The sequence below is a fragment of the Streptomyces sp. NBC_01016 genome (assembly GCF_026341035.1).
GTDB lineage: Bacteria > Actinomycetota > Actinomycetes > Streptomycetales > Streptomycetaceae > Streptomyces.
The window spans coordinates 4007416-4029814 of sequence record NZ_JAPEOQ010000001.1 but is presented as its reverse complement, the minus strand read 5'-3'; the positions used below and the strand labels follow the sequence as shown (position 1 = coordinate 4029814).

At 71.1% G+C, this 22399-nt stretch carries 17 protein-coding genes and 1 pseudogene; 14 read left to right on the top strand and 4 right to left on the bottom strand.

Annotated features, from left to right (window positions below):
* The first annotated feature begins 48 nt into the window (after positions 1-48).
* Together OG746_RS18100 and OG746_RS18095 are read left to right on the top strand one after the other, a co-directional pair.
* On the top strand, positions 49-2562 hold the full coding sequence (locus OG746_RS18100) for a ThuA domain-containing protein (RefSeq protein WP_266715732.1): 2514 nt from the start codon (positions 49-51) through the stop codon (positions 2560-2562).
* A gap of 4 nt (positions 2563-2566) precedes the next feature.
* Positions 2567-4789 (top strand): cupredoxin domain-containing protein, encoded by a 2223-nt coding sequence (locus OG746_RS18095; protein ID WP_524540424.1) that lies wholly within the window; start codon positions 2567-2569, stop codon positions 4787-4789.
* 13 nt (positions 4790-4802) lie between these two features.
* Here the strand turns inward: OG746_RS18095 and ligD are convergent, their stop codons facing one another.
* A complete protein-coding gene (gene ligD, locus OG746_RS18090) occupies positions 4803-5852 on the bottom strand; it encodes a non-homologous end-joining DNA ligase (RefSeq protein WP_266715730.1) in 1050 nt (349 codons plus the stop codon).
* 73 nt (positions 5853-5925) lie between these two features.
* On the opposite strand from ligD, the gene OG746_RS18085 reads away from it, so the two are divergent.
* Together OG746_RS18085 and OG746_RS18080 are read left to right on the top strand one after the other, a co-directional pair.
* The gene (locus OG746_RS18085) at positions 5926-6987 is read left to right on the top strand and encodes an ATP-dependent DNA ligase (protein WP_266715728.1); all 1062 of its coding nucleotides are present in this window, start codon (positions 5926-5928) and stop codon (positions 6985-6987) included.
* Between the two features lie 95 nt (positions 6988-7082).
* Positions 7083-8000, top strand: coding sequence for a DUF3048 domain-containing protein (locus OG746_RS18080; protein ID WP_266719030.1), 918 nt, complete (start codon positions 7083-7085; stop codon positions 7998-8000).
* Between the two features lie 189 nt (positions 8001-8189).
* Here the strand turns inward: OG746_RS18080 and OG746_RS18075 are convergent, their stop codons facing one another.
* Positions 8190-8657, bottom strand: coding sequence for a MarR family winged helix-turn-helix transcriptional regulator (locus OG746_RS18075; protein ID WP_266715726.1), 468 nt, complete (start codon positions 8655-8657; stop codon positions 8190-8192).
* A 234-nt stretch (positions 8658-8891) separates the two neighbouring features.
* On the opposite strand from OG746_RS18075, the gene OG746_RS18070 reads away from it, so the two are divergent.
* The 8 genes from OG746_RS18070 (at position 8892) to OG746_RS18035 (ending at position 16579) form a co-directional block, all read left to right on the top strand.
* Positions 8892-9647, top strand: a complete 756-nt coding sequence (locus tag OG746_RS18070; RefSeq protein ID WP_266715724.1) for a CoA transferase subunit A — start codon at positions 8892-8894, stop codon at positions 9645-9647.
* Positions 9648-9649: 2 nt separating this feature from the next.
* On the top strand, positions 9650-10300 hold the full coding sequence (locus OG746_RS18065; RefSeq protein ID WP_266715722.1) for a CoA transferase subunit B: 651 nt from the start codon (positions 9650-9652) through the stop codon (positions 10298-10300).
* Positions 10297-11511: a thiolase family protein gene (locus OG746_RS18060; protein ID WP_266715720.1), complete on the top strand. Its 1215-nt coding sequence runs from the start codon at positions 10297-10299 to the stop codon at positions 11509-11511. Before OG746_RS18065 ends, OG746_RS18060 begins: the two co-directional genes overlap by 4 nt.
* 20 nt (positions 11512-11531) lie before the next feature.
* On the top strand, positions 11532-12305 hold the full coding sequence (gene pcaH / locus OG746_RS18055; RefSeq protein WP_266715718.1) for a protocatechuate 3,4-dioxygenase subunit beta: 774 nt from the start codon (positions 11532-11534) through the stop codon (positions 12303-12305).
* Between the two features lie 6 nt (positions 12306-12311).
* Positions 12312-12914 (top strand): protocatechuate 3,4-dioxygenase subunit alpha, encoded by a 603-nt coding sequence (gene pcaG / locus OG746_RS18050; protein ID WP_266715716.1) that lies wholly within the window; start codon positions 12312-12314, stop codon positions 12912-12914.
* Positions 12911-14236 (top strand): 3-carboxy-cis,cis-muconate cycloisomerase, encoded by a 1326-nt coding sequence (gene pcaB, locus OG746_RS18045; protein ID WP_266715715.1) that lies wholly within the window; start codon positions 12911-12913, stop codon positions 14234-14236. Before pcaG ends, pcaB begins: the two co-directional genes overlap by 4 nt.
* Positions 14237-14568: 332 nt before the next feature.
* Positions 14569-15690, top strand: a complete 1122-nt coding sequence (gene pcaDC, locus OG746_RS18040; protein WP_266715714.1) for a bifunctional 3-oxoadipate enol-lactonase/4-carboxymuconolactone decarboxylase PcaDC — start codon at positions 14569-14571, stop codon at positions 15688-15690.
* Between the two features lie 76 nt (positions 15691-15766).
* The gene (locus tag OG746_RS18035) at positions 15767-16579 is read left to right on the top strand and encodes an SDR family NAD(P)-dependent oxidoreductase (RefSeq protein ID WP_266715712.1); all 813 of its coding nucleotides are present in this window, start codon (positions 15767-15769) and stop codon (positions 16577-16579) included.
* Positions 16580-16623: 44 nt separating this feature from the next.
* Here the strand turns inward: OG746_RS18035 and OG746_RS18030 are convergent, their stop codons facing one another.
* The gene (locus OG746_RS18030) at positions 16624-19332 is read right to left on the bottom strand and encodes an ATP-binding protein (RefSeq protein WP_266715710.1); all 2709 of its coding nucleotides are present in this window, start codon (positions 19330-19332) and stop codon (positions 16624-16626) included.
* A gap of 334 nt (positions 19333-19666) precedes the next feature.
* Here OG746_RS18030 and OG746_RS18025 point away from each other — a divergent pair, with 334 nt between their 5' ends.
* On the top strand, positions 19667-20725 hold the full coding sequence (locus OG746_RS18025) for a DUF2510 domain-containing protein (RefSeq protein ID WP_266715708.1): 1059 nt from the start codon (positions 19667-19669) through the stop codon (positions 20723-20725).
* Between the two features lie 185 nt (positions 20726-20910).
* Here OG746_RS18025 and OG746_RS18020 read toward each other — a convergent pair whose 3' ends face one another.
* On the bottom strand, positions 20911-21564 hold the full coding sequence (locus OG746_RS18020) for a TetR/AcrR family transcriptional regulator (RefSeq protein WP_266715706.1): 654 nt from the start codon (positions 21562-21564) through the stop codon (positions 20911-20913).
* Positions 21565-21681: 117 nt separating this feature from the next.
* Here OG746_RS18020 and OG746_RS18015 point away from each other — a divergent pair.
* Positions 21682-22392 (top strand): annotated as a pseudogene (locus OG746_RS18015) (phosphatase PAP2 family protein); the annotation flags it as partial.
* Positions 22393-22399 lie beyond the last annotated feature (7 nt).

The window sequence follows — 22399 nt, the reverse complement described above, 5'->3', positions numbered from 1 at the left end:
TAGCTTCCACCGCGCCGTTGCTGTGTCCGACGAGGGGTGGGTGAACACATGCGTCGGTCGACGCATCAAAAGCCGTTGCCCGTACGAGAGTTCAGAGCGAGCCGAAGCAGACGTGCACGCGTCTGGGCGGTCGGGGTCGCCGCGGGAACCGTGACTGCCGGGCTGCTGGGCGGGCCGGCCGCCAGCGCGCGCCCGGCACCGGAACCGTCCCCGACAACGATGTCCGTCAAGTCGCCACCCGGCGGCGCGAATGTGCGGGTCCTGGTGTTCTACGGGTCCGCGGCCGGCGGCGACGAGTCGCCCACGGTCAACGCGGGCATCGAGGCGATCGAGAAGATCGGCCGGTCGGGACCCGAGGCCCAGCAGTTCACGATCACGGCGACGGACGACGCCTCCGTGTTCACGAACGCCACGAAGCTGGGACGTTTCAACTCGGTCGTCTTCCTGACCGGCGGGGGCGACGTCCTCGACCCCGACCAGGAGGCCGGCCTGGAGTCGTACATGGAGGCGGGCGGCGGTTTCGTCGGCGTCCATGACGCGGCCCGCGCCGAGCCGTACTCGGACTGGTTCACCGGCCTGATCGGGGCCCGGCCCGCCGCGTCGTCACCAACTGCCGCGCAGCGCGCGACGGTTGAGGTCGGTGACCGGCAGAACCCGGCGACGAAGGACCTGCCGGTGCAGTGGAAGCGCGCCGACAAGTGGCTGAACTGGTCGGCGAACCCGTCCGGCGACGTGCACACGGTCGCGCGGGTCAACGAGACCACGTACAAGCCGGGCGAGGGCGCGAACGGCGCCGACCACCCGGTGAGTTGGTGCCGTGACTACGACGGCGGCCGGTCCTTCTACACCGGGATGGGCGGCACGGTCTCCTCGTACGACGAGGTGGACTTCCGCGACCATCTGCGCGGGGCGCTGCTGTGGACGACGCGCATCGCGCGCGCCGACTGCAAGGCCGCGATCGACGCCAACTACAAGGCGGAGCGCCTGACCCAGGCCAATCAGGCGGGTCAGAACGACCAGATCGGCGAGCCGCACGGGCTCGTCACCGCTCCCGACGGGCGCGTGCTCTACATCGGGCGCGGCGGCGCGGACTCGTCCCAGCCGGTGATCACCGACTGGAACAACCCCGACGTCGGCAAGGGCATCGGCCAGATCCACGTCTACGACCCGAAGACGAAGAAGGTGACCCTCGCGGGGGCGCTGACCATCTTCGGCAACAAGGGCGGCGGGGACGAGCTGGTCAAGGTCGAGGAGGGTCTGCTCGGTATCGCGCTGGACCCGAAGTTCGAGCAGAACGGGTACGTGTACCTGCACTACACGCCGCACTCGGGGCTCGACCGCGACAAGCAGATGGCCGAGCGGCAGGTCTCCCGCTTCACGCTCGACCTGAGCACGAACAAGCTGGACCCGAGCAGCGAGAAGGTGCTGCTCAAGTGGCCGGTGCAGGTGCACAGTTGCTGCCACGCGGGTGGCGGGATGGCCTGGGACTCCAAGGGGAACCTGTACATCGCGACCGGTGACAACAACTCCTCGCAGTTCAGCGACGGTTACTCGGGCAACAACCCGGAGCCGAACTACAAGGGCGTCTCGTTCGCCGACGCGCGCCGCACCGCGGGCAACACGAACAACCTCAACGGCAAGATCCTGCGCATCCACCCGGAGGCCGACGGGACGTACACCCTGCCGGAGGGCAACCTCTTCACCGGCAAGGAGACGGCCGAGGGCGGCGGCAAGACGCGCGGCGAGATCTATGTGATGGGTGTCAGGAACCCGGCGCGCATCTCGATCGACCCGAAGACCGACACGCTGTACGCGGGCTGGGTCGGACCCGACGCGGGCGAGCCGTCCACGACGTGGGGCCCGGCCAAGTACGACCAGTTCGCCGTCATCACCAAGGCGAGCAACCGCGGTTGGCCCTACTGCATGGGCAACAAGCAGCCCTACCGCGACCGCAACCTGCCGGACCCGACGAAGCCGCTGGGCTGGTACGACTGCGACCACCCGAAGAACGAGTCGCCGAACAACAACGGCCTCGTCAACCTGCCGCCGGTGACCGGCAACAACATCTGGTACTCGCCGCAGGGCGGGGCGCCGGACTACCCGCGCGACGCGAACGGCGTTCCCTCGTACAAGAAGGAGGAGGCCAAGTACCTGCTGCCGTGGCTCAAGGGCGGCGGCCAGGCCGCGATGGACGGGCCCGTCTACCGTTACGACGCGTCGATCCCGAACGCCGACAAGTGGCCGAGCTACTGGGACGGCAAGTGGTTCGTCGGTGACTTCTACGACGCCGACCAGCCGCGCAACGCGGTCCTCACCGACCCGAAGACGCACGGCGACGGATCGATCCCGGTCCACTCGGAGTCGTTGAAGAAGATCATTCCGATCGGCAACGACGGCATCAAGAACCTCATGGACTGGAAGTTCGGTCCCGACGGTGCGCTGTATGTCCTCGACTACGGGCGCGGCTTCTTCACCTCCGACTCCAAGTCGGCGCTGTGGAAGGTCACTTACACCGGTGGCGAGGCGACCCCGGCCGCCGATCAGCTGGCCAGGAAGGGCTGATCACATGCGATCCACGCGACTGATGCGCCCCGTGCGCAGACACAGACTCCTGACCGCTCTGCTCGCCGCGATGCTGATGTGTCTCGGTCTCGGCTCGCTGCCGGCCGCGACCGCGGCGCCCGCGCCCGAGGCGGCGGCCGACCAGGTGCTGACCTGGACGGCCGGGGACGACATCACGAAGTACGCGTCGGTGCCCGAGACGGCGGTCGCCGGCAAGGCGACGATCGTCTTCGAGAACAGCACGGCGACCGGCAACACCACGGGAATGCCGCACACGTTGACGTTCGACGTGTCGGACCCCGAGTACAACAACGACGTGCCGCTGAACATCCTTGCCAACCCGAACGACGACATGGGCGGCAAGCACACGGCCGAGGTCACCCTCTCCCCCGGCAAGTACCGCTATCACTGCACGATCCCCGGGCACACCAGCATGACGGGGGTCCTGACGGTGACGGACGGGGGCGGCGGTGACGACACGACCGCTCCGGAGACCTCGGCGAAGGCCGAGGGGCAGACCAACGCCGACGGCGCGTTCGTCGGGTCCGCGTCCGTCTCGGTCACCGCGACCGACGCGGGTTCGGGTGTCGACAAGGTCGAGTACGCGCTCGACGGCGGCGCGTACACGCCGTACACGGCGCCGGTGGTCGTCGACCAGGTCGGCGCGCACACCGTGAAGTACAAGGCGACCGACAAGGCGGGCAACGCCGCCGCCGAGAAGTCGCTCGACTTCACCGTGGTCGCGCCGCCGACGGACGACACGACGGCGCCGGAGACCTCGGCGACGGTGACCGGCGACAAGGAAGACGCCGGTGGTTACGTCGGCATGGCCACGGTGACGGTCTCCGCGTCGGACGCCGGCTCCGGGGTCAACACCATCGAGTACGCGGTCGGCGCCGACGGCGCCTGGCAGCCGTACACCGCGCCGGTCATGTTCCACGACCCGGGCACGTACAAGGTGCGCTACCGAGCCGCGGACAAGGCGGGCAACGCCGCCGCCGAGAAGTCCGTCGACTTCACGGTCGTGGCGCCGCCCGTCCAGGACACGACGCCTCCGACGGTGTCGCTGGCGGTCGGCGGGGACAAGAACTCCGACGGCGCGTACATCAACAACGCGAAGCTGACAGTGACGGCGGCCGATGACATGTCGGGCGTCGACAAGGTCGAGTACTCGCTCGACGGCGGGCCCTATCTCGCGTACACCACCCCCGTGGTGGTGGACCGGGTCGGCGCCCACTCGGTGGCGTACCGGGCGAGCGACAAGGCGGGCAACACCGCCGCGGCACAGTCGTTCGTGTTCGCGGTGGCCTCGGGCGGCGGCGTTCCAGCACCCAACTGCCCGGAGCTGGACGAGCGTTCCACCGTCTTCGTCGGCACGACGGACACCGGCATCCCGAACCGGGTCACCAACAACCGGTGCCGCATCGGCGAGTTGATCGAGGACGAGAAGGAGTGGACGTCGCACGCGCTGTTCGTCAAGCACGTGAAGACGGTCACCGACAAGCTTCTCAAGGAAGGCGTCGTCGATCAGCGCGAGTACAACAAGATCAACAAGGCGGCGCGGCAGTCCCCGATCGGCACGCCCGGTCAGACCGACGGCTACAAGAAGATCCTGGACGGCACGCAGGAGCAGTTCGCGAAGTGGGAGCAGGTCGGCGGCGGCAAGTTCGCGCTGAACGCCGACGGGTCGATCACCAGCAGCACATCCGTCGACGGCATGGGCATGTTGTGGTTCCCGCAGCGCAAGTACGGCAACTTCTCGCTGAAGCTCCAGTGGCGTGACGACGCGCCGGGCACGGGCAACGCCAACGGCGGGGTGTTCGTGCGCTTCCCGTGGGTGCACGACAACCCGGAGGAGCCGAACCCGGAGTGGGTCGCCATCAAGTACGGGCACGAGATCCAGGTGCTCGACAAGCCCGATGGGGACATGTACAAGACCGGTTCGATCTACGGCTTCGACCGGGTCGGCCTCGCGGGCGCGGGCGTCACCCAGAAGGGCACGTGGAACGACTACGAGATCAAGGTGGTGGACCAGCGCTTCTCGATCTACCGCAACGGTGTGCTGATCAACGAGTTCGACAACACCGGTGGCCAGGTCTTCGAACCCCCGCGGGACGACGACCCGGGCACGGACGGCCGACGTTACTCCGAGGGGTACGTCGGGCTCCAGGTGCACAGCACCACGGACGTCATCTCGTACCGGGACATCCGCGTGAAGGAGCTCTGAGCCTGCCTGCACGTCAGTGAGTCGAGCCGGGTCCGTCCTCGTGCCGGGCCCGGCTCGGCTGCACCCGCTTGGGCTCCCCCGGCATCTTCGGGTACTCGGGCGGGTACGGCAGGTCGCCGAGGCCGCGGTCCTTCTCGTCGCGATCGGCCAGCTCCAGGAGGGCGTCGAGGGAGTACCTCTCCTTGTCCATGTCGGCGTGTACGTCGCCGAGTTCGGCGTACCGCTTCGGCATGGTGACGATGTCGAAGTCGCGGGGCAGCGCGTCGCCCAGCTCGTCCCAGGCGAGCGGGGCGGAGACGGGGGCGTGCGGGCGGGCGCGCACCGAGTACGCGGAGGCGATGGTGCGGTCGCGGGCCGTCTGGTTGTAGTCGACGAAGATGCGCTCGCCCCGCTCCTCCTTCCACCACGCCGTGGTGACGAACTCCGGCATGCGGCGCTCCAGTTCGCGGCCGCAGGCGATCGCGGCGCGGCGCACCTCGGTGAACGTCCAGCGCGGTTCGATGGGGACGAAGACGTGCAGTCCGCGGCCGCCGGAGGTCTTGGGCCAACCGCGCAGGCCGCCGAACTCGTGGAGCACGTAGCGGAGTTCGTTCGCCGCGTGCACGGCGTCGGCGTAGTCGGTGCCGGGCTGCGGGTCGAGGTCGATGCGCAGCTCGTCCGGGTGGTCGGGGTCGTCCCTGCGGACCGGCCAGGGGTGGAAGGTGAGGGTGCCGTACTGGGCGGCCCAGATCACCGCGGCGACCTCCGTCGGGCACATCTCGTCGGCCGTCCGCCCCGAGGGGAAGGTGATCGTGGCGGTGGGGATCCAGTCGGGCAGGTTCTTCGGCGCGCGCTTCTGGTAGAAGGACTCGCCGGTCACGCCCTCGGGGTAGCGCTCCAGGGTGGTGGGCCGGTCGCGCAGGGCGCGCAGGATGCCGTCGCCGACCGCGAGGAAGTAGTGCGCGAGGTCGAGCTTGGTGTAGGTCACCTTCCCGCCGTCGGGGAAGAACACCTTGTCGGGGCTGGACAGACGCACCGTCCGACCGCCCGCTTCCAGTTCCACTGCCGCACCCTTGCCGCCCATGCGCTCACGCTAGGCCGAAAGGACGTAATGCGCATACCGGGCGATACGACACCGTAGAGGACAGAATCGGGGCATGGACCTCCCCGTGATGCCGCCGGTCAAGCCGATGCTCGCCAAGTCCGCCGCCAGGATCCCCGAGGGGATGCACTACGAGGCGAAGTGGGACGGCTTCCGGGCGATCGTGTTCCGCGACGGTCCGGAGATCGAGCTCACGAGCCGGACCACCAAGTCGTTGACCAGGTACTTTCCCGAGCTCGTCGCGGCGCTCGCCGAGCGGCTCCCGGAGCGCTGCGTGCTCGACGGGGAGATCGTGATCGCGCGGGACGGGCGGCTCGACTTCGACGCGCTCACCGAGCGGATCCACCCGGCGGCCTCACGGGTGAAGACCCTGGCCGAGCGCACGCCCGCCTCCTTCGTGGCCTTCGACGTCCTGGCGCTCGGCTCCGAGTCCACGGTCGAGCTGCCACTGTCCGACCGCAGACCGCTCCTGGAACAGGCCCTCGCGGACGCCTCCGCACCGCTGCACCTGGCACCGGCCACCACCGACGCGGAGCTCGCGCAGACCTGGTTCGAGCAGTACGAGGGCGCGGGCCTGGACGGCGTCGTCGCCAAGCCGCTCACCCTGCGCTACCGGCAGGACGAACGCGTCATGCTCAAGATCAAGCACGAGCGGACCGCGGACTGCGTGGTCGCCGGCTACCGCTTCCACAAGAGCGGCCCGGTCGTCGGCTCCCTGCTCCTCGGCCTGTACGACGACGAGGGCGCCCTCCAGCACGTCGGGGTGTGCGCGGCCTTCACGATGAAGCGCCGCACCGAACTGGTCGCCGAGCTGGAGCCCCTGCGCATGGAGGACGCCGAGGGCCACCCGTGGGCGGCGTGGACCGACGAGGCGGCACACGAGGGCCGGCGGATGCCGGGCGCGACCAGCCGCTGGACCGGCAAGAAGGACCTCTCCTGGATCCCGCTGCGCCCGGAGCTCGTGGCCGAGGTCGCCTACGAGCACATGGAGAACGGCGCCCGCTTCCGCCACACGGCCCGCTTCCGCCGCTGGCGCCCGGACCGGGCACCCGAGAGCTGTACGTACGCACAGCTGGAGGAGCCGGTGAAGTTCGACCTGGCGGATGTGCTGCGCTGAGCGTGTGACGGGAACGCCGATCGCGCCGGTCCGCCGGTCACGTTCCCCCGGAGTGAGCGGGGTGTGCCCGTGGGTATCCAAGAGGCGTGGACGAGATGCGCAGGCGTGCGGTCATGGTCGGGGCTCTCGGGGCGTTCGCCTCGGCGTGTACGGCGAGTCGGCTGCCCGGGGGCGGGAGTTCGGCGTCGGCGCGTGCGCCGCTGCTCGCCGTGAAGATCGACAACGTGGGACCCGCGCGGCCGCAGACCGGGCTCGACGAGGCCGACCTCGTGTACGTGGAGCAGGTCGAGGCGGGGCTCAGCAGGCTGATGGCAGTGTTCGGCTCGCGGCTGCCCAAGGTGGTCGGGCCGGTGCGCAGCGCCCGCGAGACCGATCTTGAGCTGTTGCGCCAGTTCGACCGGCCGACGCTCGCGTACTCGGGGGCGCAGAGCGCGCTGCGGCCCTCCATCGAGTCGGCGCCGCTGCGGGCGGCGCCGCCGGGTGAGGCCGGGAGCGCGTACTTCCGTGGCAACGACAAGCCCGCGCCGCACAACTTGTATCTGCGACCCGCGAAGCTGGGCGATCCCGCGGCGGGGGTGCACGCCGGGGAGGCGGCCGGGTTCGAGTTCGCCGAGCGGGCACCGAAGGGTGGGCGGGCCGAGACGGAGCACACGGTGCGCTTCCCTGCCGCCCGGTTCACCTTCAACTGGTCGGCGGAGGACGGGCGTTGGCTGGTGGGCATGGACGGGCGCGCCGCGACGACGGCGACCGGCAAACGACTCGGCGCGCCGACGGTGGTCGTCCAGTACGTCGACGTGGCGCCTTCCCGCTTCCACGACCGGTCCGGCAACACGTCGCCGCTGTCGCGCACGGTCGGCGACGGTGACGCGGTGGTACTGCGGGACGGGCGGGCCTACGACGCGCAGTGGCGGCGACCGTCTCCGACGAGCGGCACGACGTACTCGGCGGCGGACGGCGCCGCGGCCCTACCGTTTGCGCCGGGGCCGGTGTGGGTGGTCTTGGCTAAGCGATGACACCTACCCGGGGTCACGGCCTCGGGGCTCTGCCCCGGACCCCGCGCCTCAATCGCCGGCGGGGCTTGATTTGCCGGACTCGAGCGTCTCGGCCGCCGGTGGGGCTTGATCATTCAAGCCCCTGCGGCGATTGAGCAGCGGGGTCCGGGGCAGAGCCCCGTGGCCGCCACGCCGGGTGGGCGCAACAGGTCAAGAACTCGCCGCCGCCTCCACCTCACCCGGATACCGAAGGCCCTCCGCCGCATCGCACACCCGTTGGATCAGGTCGAAGAACACCCCGCGCTCATCAGCGTCGAGCGGCGCCAGGAAGATCTGGTTCATCCGGGCCGTGCGCACCGCCAGCTTCTTGTGCGTGCGCAACCCCCCGGGCGTGAGGCGGAGCAACCAGCGGCGACCGTCCTGCGGGTCACGGACCTTGTCGACCAGCTCGCGCCGCGTGAGCCGGGTGATCACCTCGGCGATCGTGGAGCGGTCAAGACCGACCCGCTCCCCCACCGTGCGCTGATCCAGACCCGGCTCGGCCACCAGCGCGTTGAGGACCGCGAACTGCGGCGACGTGATCTCCTCGGAGACCATCGTGTTCCACAGCAGATAGTGCGCCTGCTGGAGCCGCCGGGCGAGGTGCCCGGGATGGGTGGTCAGATCCACCGCGGCCATGGCGGTCCTCCGTCTGCAGTCGTTGCGCCGCTGAACACGGCCGTGCACTGAGCAAGGATCCGGCACCCGGCATCCCCTTGTCGAGTCCATCCATGCGTTTCCCTTGGGACTCTTGACGGTTCACACACCCAGTGGCAACGTGAGCGGCATCCAGAAAATGCTCAGTGCGCTGAGTACTTCAGAAGCACTTCACGGGCAGTTCATGGCACTTCGCGGAGATGAGGGCTGGCAGGGATGGACAAGGTTGTCGCCACGGCCGCTCAGGCCGTCGCCGATGTGGGGGACGGTTCGTCCCTCGCGGTCGGCGGGTTCGGCTTGAGCGGCGTACCGAACGTGTTGATCAAGGCGCTGTACGAGCAGGGCACGGGGAACCTGTCGGTGGTGTCGAACAACTGCGGCGCCATGGACTCCGGCCTCGCCGTCCTGCTGAGCGCCGGGCGGATCGACCGCGTCACGGGCTCGTACATCGGCGGGAACAAGGAGTTCGCCCGGCAGTACCTGGCCGGTGAGATCGAGGTCGAGATGATCCCGCAGGGCACGCTCGCCGAGCGGCTCCGCTCGGGCGGCGCCGGCATCCCCGCCTTCTACACCCCGGCCGGCGTCGGCACCCAGGTCGCGGACGGCGGACTCCCCTGGCGCTACGACGGCAACGGCGGGGTCGCGAAGGCCTCGCCGCCGAAGGAGGTGCGGGAGTTCGACGGCGTCGAGTACGTGATGGAGCGCGGCATCCGTACGGACTTCGCGCTCGTCCGGGCCGCCAAGGGCGACCGGCACGGCAACCTGGTCTTCAACAAGTCCACGCGGAACTTCAACCCCCTCGCCGCGCAGGCCGGAAAGATCACGATCGCCGAGGTGGAGGAGCTGGTGGAGCCGGGCGAGATCGAGCCGGACGCCGTGCACCTGCCGGGAATTTTCGTGCAGCGCGTGATCGCCCTGACGCCCGAGCAGGCCGCCGACAAGGGTATTGAGAAGCGGACGGTGAGCAACTAGCCATGGCCTGGACACGAGAAGACATGGCCGCACGCGCCGCACGCGAGCTGCGCGACGGTCAGTACGTGAACCTCGGCATCGGTCTGCCGACGCTGATCCCCAACTACCTCGGCGGCGACGTGGAGGTGATCCTGGAGTCCGAGAACGGGATCCTGGGCACCGGCCCGTACCCCACCGACGACGCGGTCGACCCGGACCTGATCAACGCGGGCAAGGAGACGGTCACCGTCCTGCCGGGCGCCTCGTTCTTCGACTCCGCGCTCTCCTTCGGGATGATCCGCGGCGGTCACATCGACGTCGCCGTGCTCGGCGCCATGCAGGTGTCGGCCACCGGCGACCTCGCCAACTGGGCCGTCCCCGGCAAGATGATCACCGGCATCGGCGGCGCCATGGACCTGGTGCACGGTGCCCGTACCGTCCTGGTCACCATGACGCACACCGCGAAGGACGGCTCCCCGAAGATCGTCGAGGAGTGCTCGCTGCCGCTGACCGGCAAGGGCTGCGTCGACCGGATCATCACCGACCTCGCCGTGCTCGATGTGACCGAAGACGGCCTGGAACTGGTGGAGTTGGCGCCCGGCGTCACCGCCGAGGAGGTCGTCGAGAAGACCGCCGCGAAGGTACGCGTCCCGCAGCAGGAGGCAGCCAAGTGAGCAGGAACGTCAAGGACGTCTACATCGTCGATGCCGTACGCAGCCCCATCGGCCGCTACAACGGCGCGCTCGCGGCCGTCCGCCCCGACGACCTCGCCGCGCACGCGATCCGTGAACTGGTCGCCCGTACACCGGAGTTGGACCCGTCCCGGATCGAGGACGTGTACTTCGGCAACGCCAACGGCGCGGGCGAGGAGAACCGCAACGTGGCCCGCATGGCGGGACTGCTCGCCGGGCTTCCGACGTCCGTGCCGGGTGTCACCGTGAACCGGCTGTGCGCCTCCGGCCTGGAGGCCGTGATCCAGGCGGCCCGCGCCATCGCGGTCGGCGACGCGTCGATCGCCGTGGCCGGTGGCGTCGAGTCGATGACCCGCGCGCCCTACGTGCTGCCGAAGAACGACAAGCCGTTCCCGGCCGCGAGCACCGAGCTGTTCTCCACCACGCTGGGCTGGCGCATGGTCAACCCGAAGATGGAGCCGCAGTGGACGGTGCCGCTGGGCGAGTCGGCCGAACTCATCGCCGACAAGCACCACATCACGCGCGAGCAGCAGGACGAGTTCGCGCTCGCCAGCCACCAGAAGGCCGCCGCCGCGCAGAAGAACGGCCTGTTCGACGCCGAGCTCGCGTCGGTCACCATCCCGCAGCGCAAGGGCGACCCGACCGTCGTCTCCGCCGACGAGTCCGTGCGCGCGAACAGCTCCCTGGAGGCGATGGCGAAGCTCAAGCCGTCCTTCCGCAAGGACGGCGGCACGGTCACGGCGGGCAACGCCTCGCCGCTCAACGACGGCGCCGCCGCGCTGCTCCTCGTCGACGAGGAAGGGCTGAAGGCCACCGGGCGCGAGCCTCTCGCCCGGATCTCCACCACCGGTGTCTCCGCGATCGACCCGCACTACTTCGGGCTCGCGCCCGTCGAGGCGACGAACCGGGCGCTCGCCAAGGCGGGCAAGGGATTTGCCGATCTGTCGACACTGGAGCTGAACGAGGCGTTCGCCGCGCAGGTGCTCGGCTGTGTCGCCGAATGGCCCGAGTTCGATACCGCGATCCTGAACCCGCAGGGCGGCGCCATCGCGCTCGGCCACCCGCTCGGCGCGTCCGGCGCCCGGCTCGCGGGCACGGTCGCCCACCAGCTCGCCCGCAAGGGCTCCGGCGTCGGCGTCGCCACGCTCTGCATCGGCGTGGGCCAGGGCCTCGCCCTCGTCCTGGAACGCTAGGTAGGAAGGTCCCCACCCCCATGTCACTCACCCAGGCCGACATCGACCGTGAGATCACCGCCAAGCGCGACGCCTACTACAAGGGCCTCGCCGACGGCGCACCCGTCGAGAACCACCCGCGGCGCGACTACGCCCCGTACCGCTCCTCCACCTTCCGGCACCCCAAGCAGCCGCCGATCAACATCGACGTCTCCAAGGACCCGGAGCTGATCGAGCTCACCGCTCCCGCCTTCGGCGAGCGCGACATCACGAAGATCGACAACGATCTGACGATCCAGCACGCGGGCAAGCCGATCGGCGAGCGCATCACCGTCGAGGGCCGCCTCGTCGACCGCGACGGGCGGCCGCTGCGCGGTCAGCTGATCGAGCTGTGGCAGGCCAACTCGGCAGGCCGTTACGCGCACAAGATCGAGGTGCACGACGCGCCGCTCGACCCGAACTTCACGGGCGTCGGCCGGGCGCTGACCGACGACGACGGCTGGTACAAGTTCACGACCATCCAGCCGGGCCCTTACCCGTGGGCCCAGCACACCAACGCCTGGCGCCCGGCGCACATCCACTTCTCCGTCTTCGGCTCGGCGTTCACCCAGCGCCTGGTGACGCAGATGTACTTCCCGAGCGACCCGCTGTTCGCGTACGACCCGATCCTCCATTCGGTGACCGACGACGCGGCGCGCCAGCGCCTCGTCGCGACGTACGTGCACGAGAAGTCGGTTCCGGAGTTCTCGATGGGCTATCAGTGGGACATCGTCCTCGACGGCCCGAACGCCACCTGGATGGAAGAAGGGCGCTGACCAGCCATGACGACGATCGACATCAACAACCCCGAGTCCGTGCTGCCCACCCCGTCGCACACGGTCGGGCCCTGGTACGGCTACGCGCTGCCCTTCGAGGGCGGCGGTGACATCGCCCCGGTCGGCCACCCGGAGACGATCGCCGTGCACGGCTACGTCTACGACGGCAACGGTGCCCCCGTCCCCGACGCGTTCGTCGAGGTCTGGGGCGCGGACCCCGAGGGCAACGCCTCCACCATCGACGGCTCGATGCGCCGCCAGCCCTTCACGGGCGGGTACCTGGGCCGCAACGGCGTGGAGTTCACCGGCTGGGGCCGCATCGAGACGGACGCGAACGGGCACTGGGCCGTCCGCACCCTCCGCCCGGGGGCGCGTGGCGAGTCGGCGCCGTACCTCGCCGTGGTGATCTTCTCCCGCGGTCTGCTCCACCACCTGTACACGCGGATCTACTTCGCCGGTGACGAGGCGCTCGCCACGGACCCCGTGCTCCGGCAGGTCGACGCCGAGCGGCGCGACACGCTGATCGCGCAGCGGCAGGCGGATGGCACGTACCGTTTCGACATCCGCCTTCAGGGCGAGGGCGAGACGGTCTTCCTGGAGTTCACGTGACGTTGTTCGACCCCGGCAGCGAGGGTGCGCCCACCGAGCGCACCACGTCCGAAGAGGCCTTCCTTCAGGCCCTGTTGGACGCGGAGGCGGGCCTCACGCGGGCGCAGTCCTCGCTCGATCTCGCGCCCGTCGCCGCGGGTGGGGCCGTCACCGCGGCGGCCGTCGCCGAGCGGTTCGACGTGCGGGACCTCGCGCGCCGTTCGCGTGGTGGCGGCAATCCGGTGATTCCGCTGGTCGCGGACCTTACGGCGGCGGTGGTCGCGGAGGACAAGCAGTACGCGGAGTACGTGCACCGGGGTGCGACGAGTCAGGACATCCTCGACTCGGCGCTGATGCTGGTCGCGGCGCGCACGCTGGACGTGCTGCTCGACGAGCTGTCCGGCACGGAGGGCGCGTTGGCGGGCCTCGCGCGCGAGCACCGGGACACCGCGATGCCCGGTCGTACGCTCACGCAGCACGCCGTGCCGACGACGTTCGGCCTCAAGGCGGCCGGGTGGCGCTCGCTGGTGCTCGACGCGCGGGACCGTCTGCGGAGTGTGCGGGGGGCGCTGCCGGTTCAACTGGGCGGTGCGGCGGGGACGTTGGCGGCGTTCGGGGCGTACGGGTCGGAGGATCCGCTCGCTCTCGTGGCGGCGTACGCGCGTGAACTCGGGCTCGCAGAGCCGGAGTTGCCGTGGCATGTGCTGCGGACGCCGGTGGGGGATCTGGCCGGGGCGCTGGCCTTCACGGCCGGTGCGCTCGGCAAGATCGCGGCGGATGTACTGGTCCTCTCCCGTACGGAGATCGGTGAGTTGGCCGAGGGGGCGGGTGGCGGGTCCTCCGCGATGCCGCACAAGGCGAACCCGGTGCGTTCCGCGCTCGTCGCCGCGGCGGCTCGCCGCGCTCCTGCGCTCGCCGCGACGCTCTACGCCTCCGTGGCCGCGGAGGACGAGCGGCCCTCGGGTGCGTGGCACGCGGAATGGGCCACGCTGCGGGAGCTGTTGCGGGTGGTCGGTGGTGCGGCACGGGACGCTTCCGCTTTGGTCGGCGGGTTGGTGGTGCGGGTGGATGTGATGCACGCGCATCTGTCGCTGACGGGCGGGGCGATCGTGTCGGAGCGGCTCTCGGCGGAGTTGGCCGGGGTGCTCGGGCGCGGTGTGGCGAAGGAACTTCTGGCGTCCGCCTCGCGGCGGGCCCGGGAGTCGGGCCTGCCCCTCGCCGACGTCCTCTCTGCCGAGCCGGCGCTCAAGGACTCCGGCATGGACGTGGCCGAGCTGACCGATCCGTCGCGGTACACCGGGGCGGCGGGGGCGTTGGTGGATCGGGCGTTGGGGCGCCGGTGACATGTCCCCCACCCCGCCCCTTCCCGAAATCCCTGCGGGCGCGTGCAGGGGGTGCGGGCCGCGCCGGGCGCAGGTCGTCGCCGGTTTCCGGTGGGGCGGGGCCGGGGTGCGCAGTTCCCCGCGCCCCTTTAAGGGGCGCGGGACTGTATCCCTCAGTGGCTCCGCCACGGGGCGCAGCCCAGCCACGCACGACGTACACCCGACGGCACCCCGAACCCCGTCCCACCCAGGGGCGCGGGGAACTGCGCGCCCAGCCACGGACGACCCGTAGCCGACGACGACCGAAGACTTCGACCGCCCAAGTCGTAATCCGACCCACCGGGAGCCCACCCATGAACGCAACCCGTCTGAACCACCACACCGAGGGCTCGCCCACCGCTCCGCCGCTGGTCCTCGGCCCCTCCCTCGGGACGAGCCTCGCCCTGTGGGACGGGGTCGCACCCGAACTGTCCAGCGCCCACCGCGTCGTACGGTGGGACCTCCCCGGCCACGGCGGGTCGCCCGCCGACCTGGTCACGGCGGGCGCCACCGTCGGAGACCTCGCCGACCTCGTCCTCGCACTCGCCGACGACCTCGGCATCGACCGCTTCGCCTACGCCGGCGTATCCCTCGGCGGCGCCGTCGGCCTGCACCTCGCCGTGCACCACCCGGAACGCCTCACCAGCCTCGCCGTCATCTGCTCCTCCGCCCACTTCGGCGGCGCCAAGAACTGGGAGGAGCGGGCCGCCCTCGTCCGCAAGGAGGGCACGGGAGGCGTGGCCGAGACCGCGCCCTCCCGCTGGTTCACCCCCGGCTTCCGCGTGGAACGCCTCGTGCAGGACAACCACGACGCCGACCCCGCGGGCTACGCGGCCTGCTGCGACGCCCTCGCCGCGTTCGACCTGCGGGACCGGCTCCCCGACATCACCGTGCCCACCCTCCTCATCGCCGGCCGCGAGGACCCCGCCACACCGCCGGCGCACCTGCGCGAGATCGCCGACGCCGTACCGGACAGCGAACTCGTCGAGCTGGCGGGCGCCTCGCACCTCGCCCCCGCCGAACGGCCGGAGGCGGTCGTCGGGCTATTGCGCACCCACCTCGGGCAGGCCGCGAAGCGCGGCATGGAGGTGCGCCGCGAGGTGCTCGGAGACGCGCACGTCGACCGGGCGCAGTCGCGGCAGACGCCGTTCACGGCCCGGTTCCAGGACTTCATCTCGCGCTACGCGTGGGGCGAGATCTGGACCGACCCGACGCTCAGCCGCCGCGAGCGCAGCATGATCACGATGACCGCGCTCGTCGCCCACGGCCACCTCGACGAGTTCGGCATGCACGTCCGCGCCGCCCTGCGCAACGGCCTCACCCCGGACGAGATCGGCGCCGTGGTGCAGCAGTGCGCCGTGTACGTGGGCGTGCCCGCCGCCAACTCCGCGTTCGGCGTCGCCCAGCGGGTGCTCGCCGAGGAGGGCCTGGCGTAACGCGCGGCATAACCCCGACAGGCGTACGTACAGGGGGGTCATGCCCGACCCGGGGCCTCCCCCCTAGCCTGGACGCATGGCCACACTCCTGATCACCGGTGCCACCTCCGGCCTCGGCCGGTACCTCGCCTTCGAGCTCGTTCGCGGCGGGCATGTCGTGCTCGCCCACGGCCGGGACGAGAAACGTACGGACGCGCTCGTCGAGGAGCTACGGGCCACCAGCGGGCGCGCCGAGGGCTTCGTCGCGGACCTCGCCTCCCTGGAGCAGGTCCGCGACCTCGGCGCCCGCGTCGCCGCCGCCCACCCGGAGCTCGACGTCCTCGTCAACAACGCCGGCGTCGGCACCGGGGCCCCCGGCTCCGGCCGCGAGCCGAGCGCCGACGGGCACGAGCTGCGGTTCGCCGTCAACGTGCTCGCCCCGGTCGCCCTCACCCGCACCCTGCTGCCCACCCTCCAGGCCAACTCGCCGTCCCGTGTGGTGAATTGCGGATCGCTCGGGCAGTCCCCGCTCGACTTCGACGACCTGGAATTCGACAACGACTACAGCGGCACCGAGGCGTACTGCCGCTCCAAGTTCGCCCTCGCCGCGCACACCTTCGCCCTCGCCCGCGAACTGTCCGGCACGGGCATTCACGTCAACGTCATCCACCCGGCGACGTACATGGACACGGCGATGGTCCGCGAGGCCGGCGTCGGCCCGATGAACACCGTCGAGGACGGCGCGGCCGGCGTACTGGCCCTGGCCGTCGGCGAGTTGGGCGGCGAGGCCACCGCGGGCTTCTTCGACGGCGAGCAGCCGACGCTCGCACAGGCGGAGACGTACGACCGCGAGGTCCAGGACCGCCTCGACATCGAACTCGACCGCATCTTGGGGCCGTTCAAGCCCTAGGTCCTGTCGTCAAACTCCCGTCGTCGCCCGGAGACGGGGCGCGGCTAGCGCAGCCCCCGTCCCGTCTCCAAAACCTCCCGCGCCCGCGCCGTCAACGCGTCCGCCCCGCACGAACGGGCCAGCTGCAGACCGCGGTTGAGCTCGGACAGTGACCGCGCGGCGATCCCGTACTCGACCCGCGCCCGAGCGTGTTCGTACGCGCAGGGGGACGCTTCGAGGTACGTGACGGCCTTCGCGTACAGGGTGAGCTGTTCCCGTCCCGTGGCCAGCGCGGCAGCGACCCGCAGCGCCTCGCCGATCGCGGTGTCCGTACCGAACCGCTCGGCCTGGACGCGGGACTGGGCGGCGAGTTCGGCGGCGCGCCGCGGGTCGGTGTCGGCGAGGGCGAGGGCCAGGTCGCCGGCCCACGACGCGACGACGGTGTTGTGGCCGCCGCGGGCCAGGGCGACCTTGCCGCCGGTCTCCAGTTCGCTGATGCCCTCTTCGGTGCGGCCGACGGCGAGCAACAGCCGGCCGCGCACCGAGTGGGCGTCGGGCAGCAGGATCATCGACGGGTAGGGCGCGGCGAATCCGTACCGGTCGGCGATCCGGAGCGCCTCGTCGGGCTTGCCGCGGGCGAGCAGCGTGTCGATGAGCATGGCCGCCGCGGACCAGTGCATGGGCAGCCCGCGGCCCACCCGGTCGGCCAGGCGCAGCCCCTCACGCAGGAACGCTTCCGCATCGTTGAGCCGGCCGCGCCTGCGGTGGACGTACCCGACGAAGGCGTGCGCGAGGGAGAGGTGGCCGCCGCTCCAGCCGGCGGTCTCGTAGGCCCGCATGCTCTCCGTGAACAGGCTCTCGGCGCGGTCGAGTCGGTCGGAGAAGAGGTAGGAGAGGCCGAGCGCGATGAGGATCTCGAAGCCCCACTCGGGGTCGGTCCAGCCGAGGCCCGGCGCGAGGCGTCCGTTGACCAGGGAGCGGTCGCAGTACTCCGCGACCTCCTCGGCGTTCTCCCCGCGGTTCATCATGTCGAAGGCGCGCAGGATCAGCAGGACGCGCTCGGGGTTGTCGCGCCCGGTGACGCGCCCGGCGAGTTCGGCAAGGCTGCGGGAGCGGTCCTGCGGATCGTGCTCGCCGGCGTAGATGCACTCCCAGAAGAGGCGGGTGGCCCGCAGGCGCAGCCGCTGGTTCCCCTCCTTCTGCTGAGCGGTCTCGGCGTCGAGGGCGGTGAGCGCGTCGTCCAACTGGTTGGTGTGGACGAGGGCCTGAGCGAGCCGGCACACCGCGTCGACGCGGTCCTCGCCGAAGAGCCCGGGGGCGGAGTCGAGGGCGGCGCGCAGGTGCGCGACGGTGGTGGACGGCGAGGTGAGCAGCGTGGCGCAGCCCAGCTCGTACAGCACGTGCGGCCGGACCTCGGGCAGCGGCGGTTCCTGGAGGGCGCGCTCCAGGCAGCGCCGGGCCGCGGTGGGCGCACCGACGGCGAGGTGCTCGCGGGAGGCGGCACGCAGCTGCTCGACGAGCTCGGGGTCGTCGTCCGGATGCACCTCGAGGAGGTGCCGGGAGGCCGCGGCGGGGCCGTGCCCGGACGCGGTGACCGCCCACGCGGCCTGGCCGTGCATGGCGGTACGGGTGGCCGGCGGGATCGCGTCGTACACGGCGGACGCGATCAACGGGTGGACGAACTCCAGGGTGTCGGTGGCGCCGTACCCCGATCCGGGGGACCCGGTGTCGGTCAGGATGCGGGCGGTGCGCAGCTGCTCGGCGCAGCGTCCGGCCTGCTCGGGGTTCATGCCGGCGAGCAGCGCGGCAAGGCCCGGCTCGATGTGGGTGCCGAGGATGGCGGCGGCCCAGGCGAACCGGGTCGCGTCGGTGCCGAGCCCTTCGAGGCGGGTGACCAGGCCGCGGCCGCGGGCGGACCGGTTGAGCGCCCGCAGTTCGACGGCTGCCCGCTCGTCGGGCTGAAGCTCGCTGTCCTGGACCTTGGCGAGCAACTCGACGGTCTCGTACGGGTTTCCGCCCGTGACGGCCCACACCTCGCGGCAGAACGGGTCGTCGGCGTGGGCGCCGAGCGTGGCGCGGGTCAGGCCCGCGGTGGCGTCCGGGGTGAGGGCGCTCAGCCGGGAGACGCCGGGGCGGGCGGCGGCGGCCACCGCGTCCAGGCAGGCGGCGGCGCGCCCGTCCTCGGCCTCGCGCTGCGCCACGACGACGAACACCGGCAGGTCGTCGAGGCGTTCGGCGAACGCGGCGAGCCACTCCAGGGTCTCCACGTCGGCCCAGTGCGCGTCGTCGATGAGCAGCACCAACGGCCAGTGCAGGCGGGCCAGTCGGGACGCGGCGGCGACGAGTCCGTCGCGCACGCCCTGCGGGTCGGCCTGCCGCCCGGTGGGCTCCGCGATACCGAGGGCGGGGCCCGCGATGTCGTACCAGTCACCGAAGTACTCTCGGGCCTCTTCCTCGGAGAGCACCGCGAGGGCGGGCTGCAGGAGTTGGCGTACGACGTTGAAGGGGACGGAGGTGACCGTCTCGCCGCCCCGCGCCGACCACACGGTGGCCCGGCCCGCCGCCATCTCGCGCACGCCGGAGAGCAGGGCGGTCTTGCCGATGCCCGCCTCTCCCTTGTAGACGACGAGGCTGCCCGAGGCCGCGGAGTCGCCGTACAGCTCATCGAGGGCGCGTGCCGCGACGTCGAGTTCGGACTCCCGCTCCCACAGGCGCGCGCCCTCCTGCAGAGGAGAGCCGGAGGGCGCGGCTTCGGCATGCCGTCCCTGGGTCATCCCGCAGCCTCCCGTTGTCGTTCCCGGTGTCGTCCCGGTGTCCGGTCGCAGCCGATCACATGGAGCGATCGACGTACTGGTCACGAGACTAGTCCGCGAGGCCCTGACTTCGTGGGGCGTCTCGGCAGCCGGTGACATTTGGCCCGAGATGGGACCCCGGTCCGCCAACTCGGGCCGGGGCCGGGCCGGGAGCCGAGCCGGGAGTCGGGCCGGAGCCGAGCCGGAGTCGGGCCGGAGGCCCAGCCCGGGGGCCCGGCCGCCCCCGATAACGATCCCGACCGCATCGGCGAACCCTCTCATCCCCTTTTCAGGCGGGCCTCATACTGTTCCGTCCATGACGTCGCAGACTCCCGCAGGCTGGTACTCCGATCCGGGGCAGGTTCCAGGCGGCCCGCGCACCGAACGCTGGTGGGACGGCGCCCGCTGGACCGACCAGACCCGGCCCGCCACCACCCCGCCGCAGCAGCAGGCCCCGGCACAGCAACAGGCCCCGGCGCCGTTCACGCAGCAGCCGACCCCACCCGGAGCGAATCCGGCATACCCCAACTACCCGGCATATCCGGGCCAGTTGCCGCAGAAGTCGCGCGGCAAGGGGCGAATAGCCATCGCCGCGGGGATCGCGGTCGTGGTGCTCGCGGGGATCGGCACCGGCGTCTACGCCCTCACGTCGGGCGGCGACGGCGACAACAAGAACGACAAGGCGGACTCCCGGTCGCAGAGCCCGAAGGAGGCGAACCCCGAGGGGCCCGGCGCCCCCGGCGACAGCGGGGGCGCCGGAGGCGGCGAGAGCCCGACGCCCGACGCTCCGGGGGCCTCGCCGCAGGCACCGCTCGACAAGGGCTTCGCCACCGACGTCAGCAACGGGGTGGCGATTCCGGTCATCAAGAACTGGACCGGCACCGACGGCGCGGGCGTCGCCGGCATCACCATCGGCCCGTACCCCTGCCCCAACTCGAAGGACGACGTCTGCGTGAAGGGCGGCGCGTCCACCTCGTCGGCGAAGCGCCTCAAGCTCGACGCGAAGTCGGCGAAGGCGGCCGCGAAGGAGGACATCGCCAAGAACGCGAAGTCGTCCTACGGCGGCAAGACCTACCAGGGGATCACGGGTCACAAGCAGGTGTTCGCGAAGGCGGTCACGGTCGCCGGGCAGAAGGGCTACCGGGTCCGCTGGAGCGTCGAGACGAAGTCGGGCGTCGACGCGTGGGTGGAGTCGGCCGCCTTCCCCTCGCCCGCCAACCCCGACAAGCTCGTCGTGCTGCGCGTCGGCGTGGACATGCCGCACACCGCCGCCGACAAGTCGACAGGGCCGAAGGCCGAGTCGATCGACAAGATCCTCAAGGGCATCAAGAAGGCCACGGTCACCGGCAACGGCGACGCCGGCGAAAACGTCTGAGTACCGCGGCGAAAACGGTATGAGCGCCGCCGGCACCGCTCCGGCCCCCGTACGAATTCGGCCGGGCGGGTCCCCCTCCGCTCAAGGAGGAACCCGCCCGGCCGGGGGTGCGCGCCGCCCCCGTCCCCACGGTGCGGCGCGGGCAGACCACCGGTCGGTCATCCCTGCGACCGGCGGCCTCCCGTTCAGGTGGCCCGACCCTCCAGAGTCGGACCCGAGGGCTTGCTCGCAAGCCCCAGCCCCGGAACCAGCGCGCTCTCGACGAAGCGGACCAGATAGTCCCCGTCGGCGTCGCGCCCTTCCAGGATCGGTCGGCTGCGCATGACTCCGAAGAGCTGCGCGGCCACGTAGGGCAGCGCGGGATGGTCCGCGGCGATCTCGCCGCGCGCCACCGCCCGCTTCACCATCGAGTCGATCGACGCGAGTTCCGGCTCGATCAGCGCCTCGCGCAGCGCGCCCTTCAGCTCGTCGTCCTGGAGGGCGGCGTGGCCGAGGGCCTGCAACAGTACGGTGTCCGGCTTGGCCTGCGACGCCGCGTTGCGCGCGGCTGCGCAGAGGTCTCCCGCGAGCGTACCCGTGTCGGCTGTGAAGAACTTGCCACAGCGTCCGGCCCGCAGCGCGGCGGCCACGAGCTGCGGCTTCGTCTTCCACTGCCGGTACAGCGTGGACTTGCTGCAACAGGCCTGCGCGGCGACGCCCTCCATGGTGAGCGCCCCGTACCCGGACTCCCGCAGCTGATCGAGGACGACGTCGTAGAACTCCTGCGCCCGCTCAGGGGTGATCTTGGAGCGGCGCGAGGCGGCGGGCGCGGCTTCGGTGGCCTGGTCTCGCGTCGTCATGGCCCTCACTCACTCCTCGGTCGGCGGCAGTGTCGATGAGATCACACCGGACTATCGATACGCCAGTGTACCGGTACGCCACCGTATCGGTACACTGGCGTATCGATGAACGGGAACATGAGGGAACCGGAGCAGCACGCCGTCCGGCCACCCCTGATACGTGAGCTCTTGCTGGTCGTGGGACTTTTCCTCGTCTACAAGCTCGGGCGGCAGCTGGCCAACGGCCACACCGCCGAGGCGTTCCACAACGCCGACCACGTGTGGAGCTTCGAGCGTGCCGTGCACCTGCCCGGCGAGGGCGCGGTGCAGGACGCGCTACTGAGCAGCGACACCCTCGTGCACGCCGCGAACATCTATTACGCGTCCGTGCACTTCCCGGCCACGATCGCGCTGCTCGTCTTCCTCTACCTGCGCCGCCCGCGCCACTACCTGTGGACGCGGCGCGTGCTCGCGGTACTGACCGCGGCCGCGCTCGTGCTGCACCTGACGTTCCCGCTGGCCCCGCCGCGGATGCTGGGCGCCGCGCACCTCGTCGACACGGCGCAGGTCTACGGCCCCTCGGTGTACGCCGCGAAGCCCGCCACGGACACCATGGCCAACCAGTTCGCCGCGATGCCCTCACTGCACTTCGGCTGGGCCCTGATGGTCGCGATCGGCCTGGTCGCCGCGACCCGCTCGCGGTGGCGCTGGCTGTGGCTGCTGCACCCGCTGTTCACGCTGCTCGTGATCGTGGGTACCGCCAACCACTACTGGCTCGACACGATCGTGGCGACGCTGCTGCTCGGCGCCGCGCTCGCGGTGATCCGGCTGCCGCGCGCGGTGGACGCGACCGGCT

What these genes read in the sequence shown, in the direction of transcription:
- OG746_RS18075 (WP_266715726.1), bottom strand. Translation starts at nt 8,657, where the DNA reads ATGGCCGCGGTGGATCTGACCACCCATCCCGGGCACCTCGCCCGGCGG.
- OG746_RS18095 (WP_524540424.1), top strand. Translation starts at nt 2,567, where the DNA reads ATGCGATCCACGCGACTGATGCGCCCCGTGCGCAGACACAGACTCCTG.
- OG746_RS18035 (WP_266715712.1), top strand. Translation starts at nt 15,767, where the DNA reads ATGGCCACACTCCTGATCACCGGTGCCACCTCCGGCCTCGGCCGGTAC.
- OG746_RS18020 (WP_266715706.1), bottom strand. Translation starts at nt 21,564, where the DNA reads ATGACGACGCGAGACCAGGCCACCGAAGCCGCGCCCGCCGCCTCGCGC.
- OG746_RS18030 (WP_266715710.1), bottom strand. Translation starts at nt 19,332, where the DNA reads ATGACCCAGGGACGGCATGCCGAAGCCGCGCCCTCCGGCTCTCCTCTG.
- OG746_RS18070 (WP_266715724.1), top strand. Translation starts at nt 8,892, where the DNA reads ATGGACAAGGTTGTCGCCACGGCCGCTCAGGCCGTCGCCGATGTGGGG.
- OG746_RS18080 (WP_266719030.1), top strand. Translation starts at nt 7,083, where the DNA reads ATGCGCAGGCGTGCGGTCATGGTCGGGGCTCTCGGGGCGTTCGCCTCG.
- pcaH (WP_266715718.1), top strand. Translation starts at nt 11,532, where the DNA reads ATGTCACTCACCCAGGCCGACATCGACCGTGAGATCACCGCCAAGCGC.
- OG746_RS18065 (WP_266715722.1), top strand. Translation starts at nt 9,650, where the DNA reads ATGGCCTGGACACGAGAAGACATGGCCGCACGCGCCGCACGCGAGCTG.
- ligD (WP_266715730.1), bottom strand. Translation starts at nt 5,852, where the DNA reads ATGGGCGGCAAGGGTGCGGCAGTGGAACTGGAAGCGGGCGGTCGGACG.
- OG746_RS18085 (WP_266715728.1), top strand. Translation starts at nt 5,926, where the DNA reads ATGGACCTCCCCGTGATGCCGCCGGTCAAGCCGATGCTCGCCAAGTCC.
- OG746_RS18100 (WP_266715732.1), top strand. Translation starts at nt 49, where the DNA reads ATGCGTCGGTCGACGCATCAAAAGCCGTTGCCCGTACGAGAGTTCAGA.
- pcaDC (WP_266715714.1), top strand. Translation starts at nt 14,569, where the DNA reads ATGAACGCAACCCGTCTGAACCACCACACCGAGGGCTCGCCCACCGCT.
- pcaG (WP_266715716.1), top strand. Translation starts at nt 12,312, where the DNA reads ATGACGACGATCGACATCAACAACCCCGAGTCCGTGCTGCCCACCCCG.
- OG746_RS18025 (WP_266715708.1), top strand. Translation starts at nt 19,667, where the DNA reads ATGACGTCGCAGACTCCCGCAGGCTGGTACTCCGATCCGGGGCAGGTT.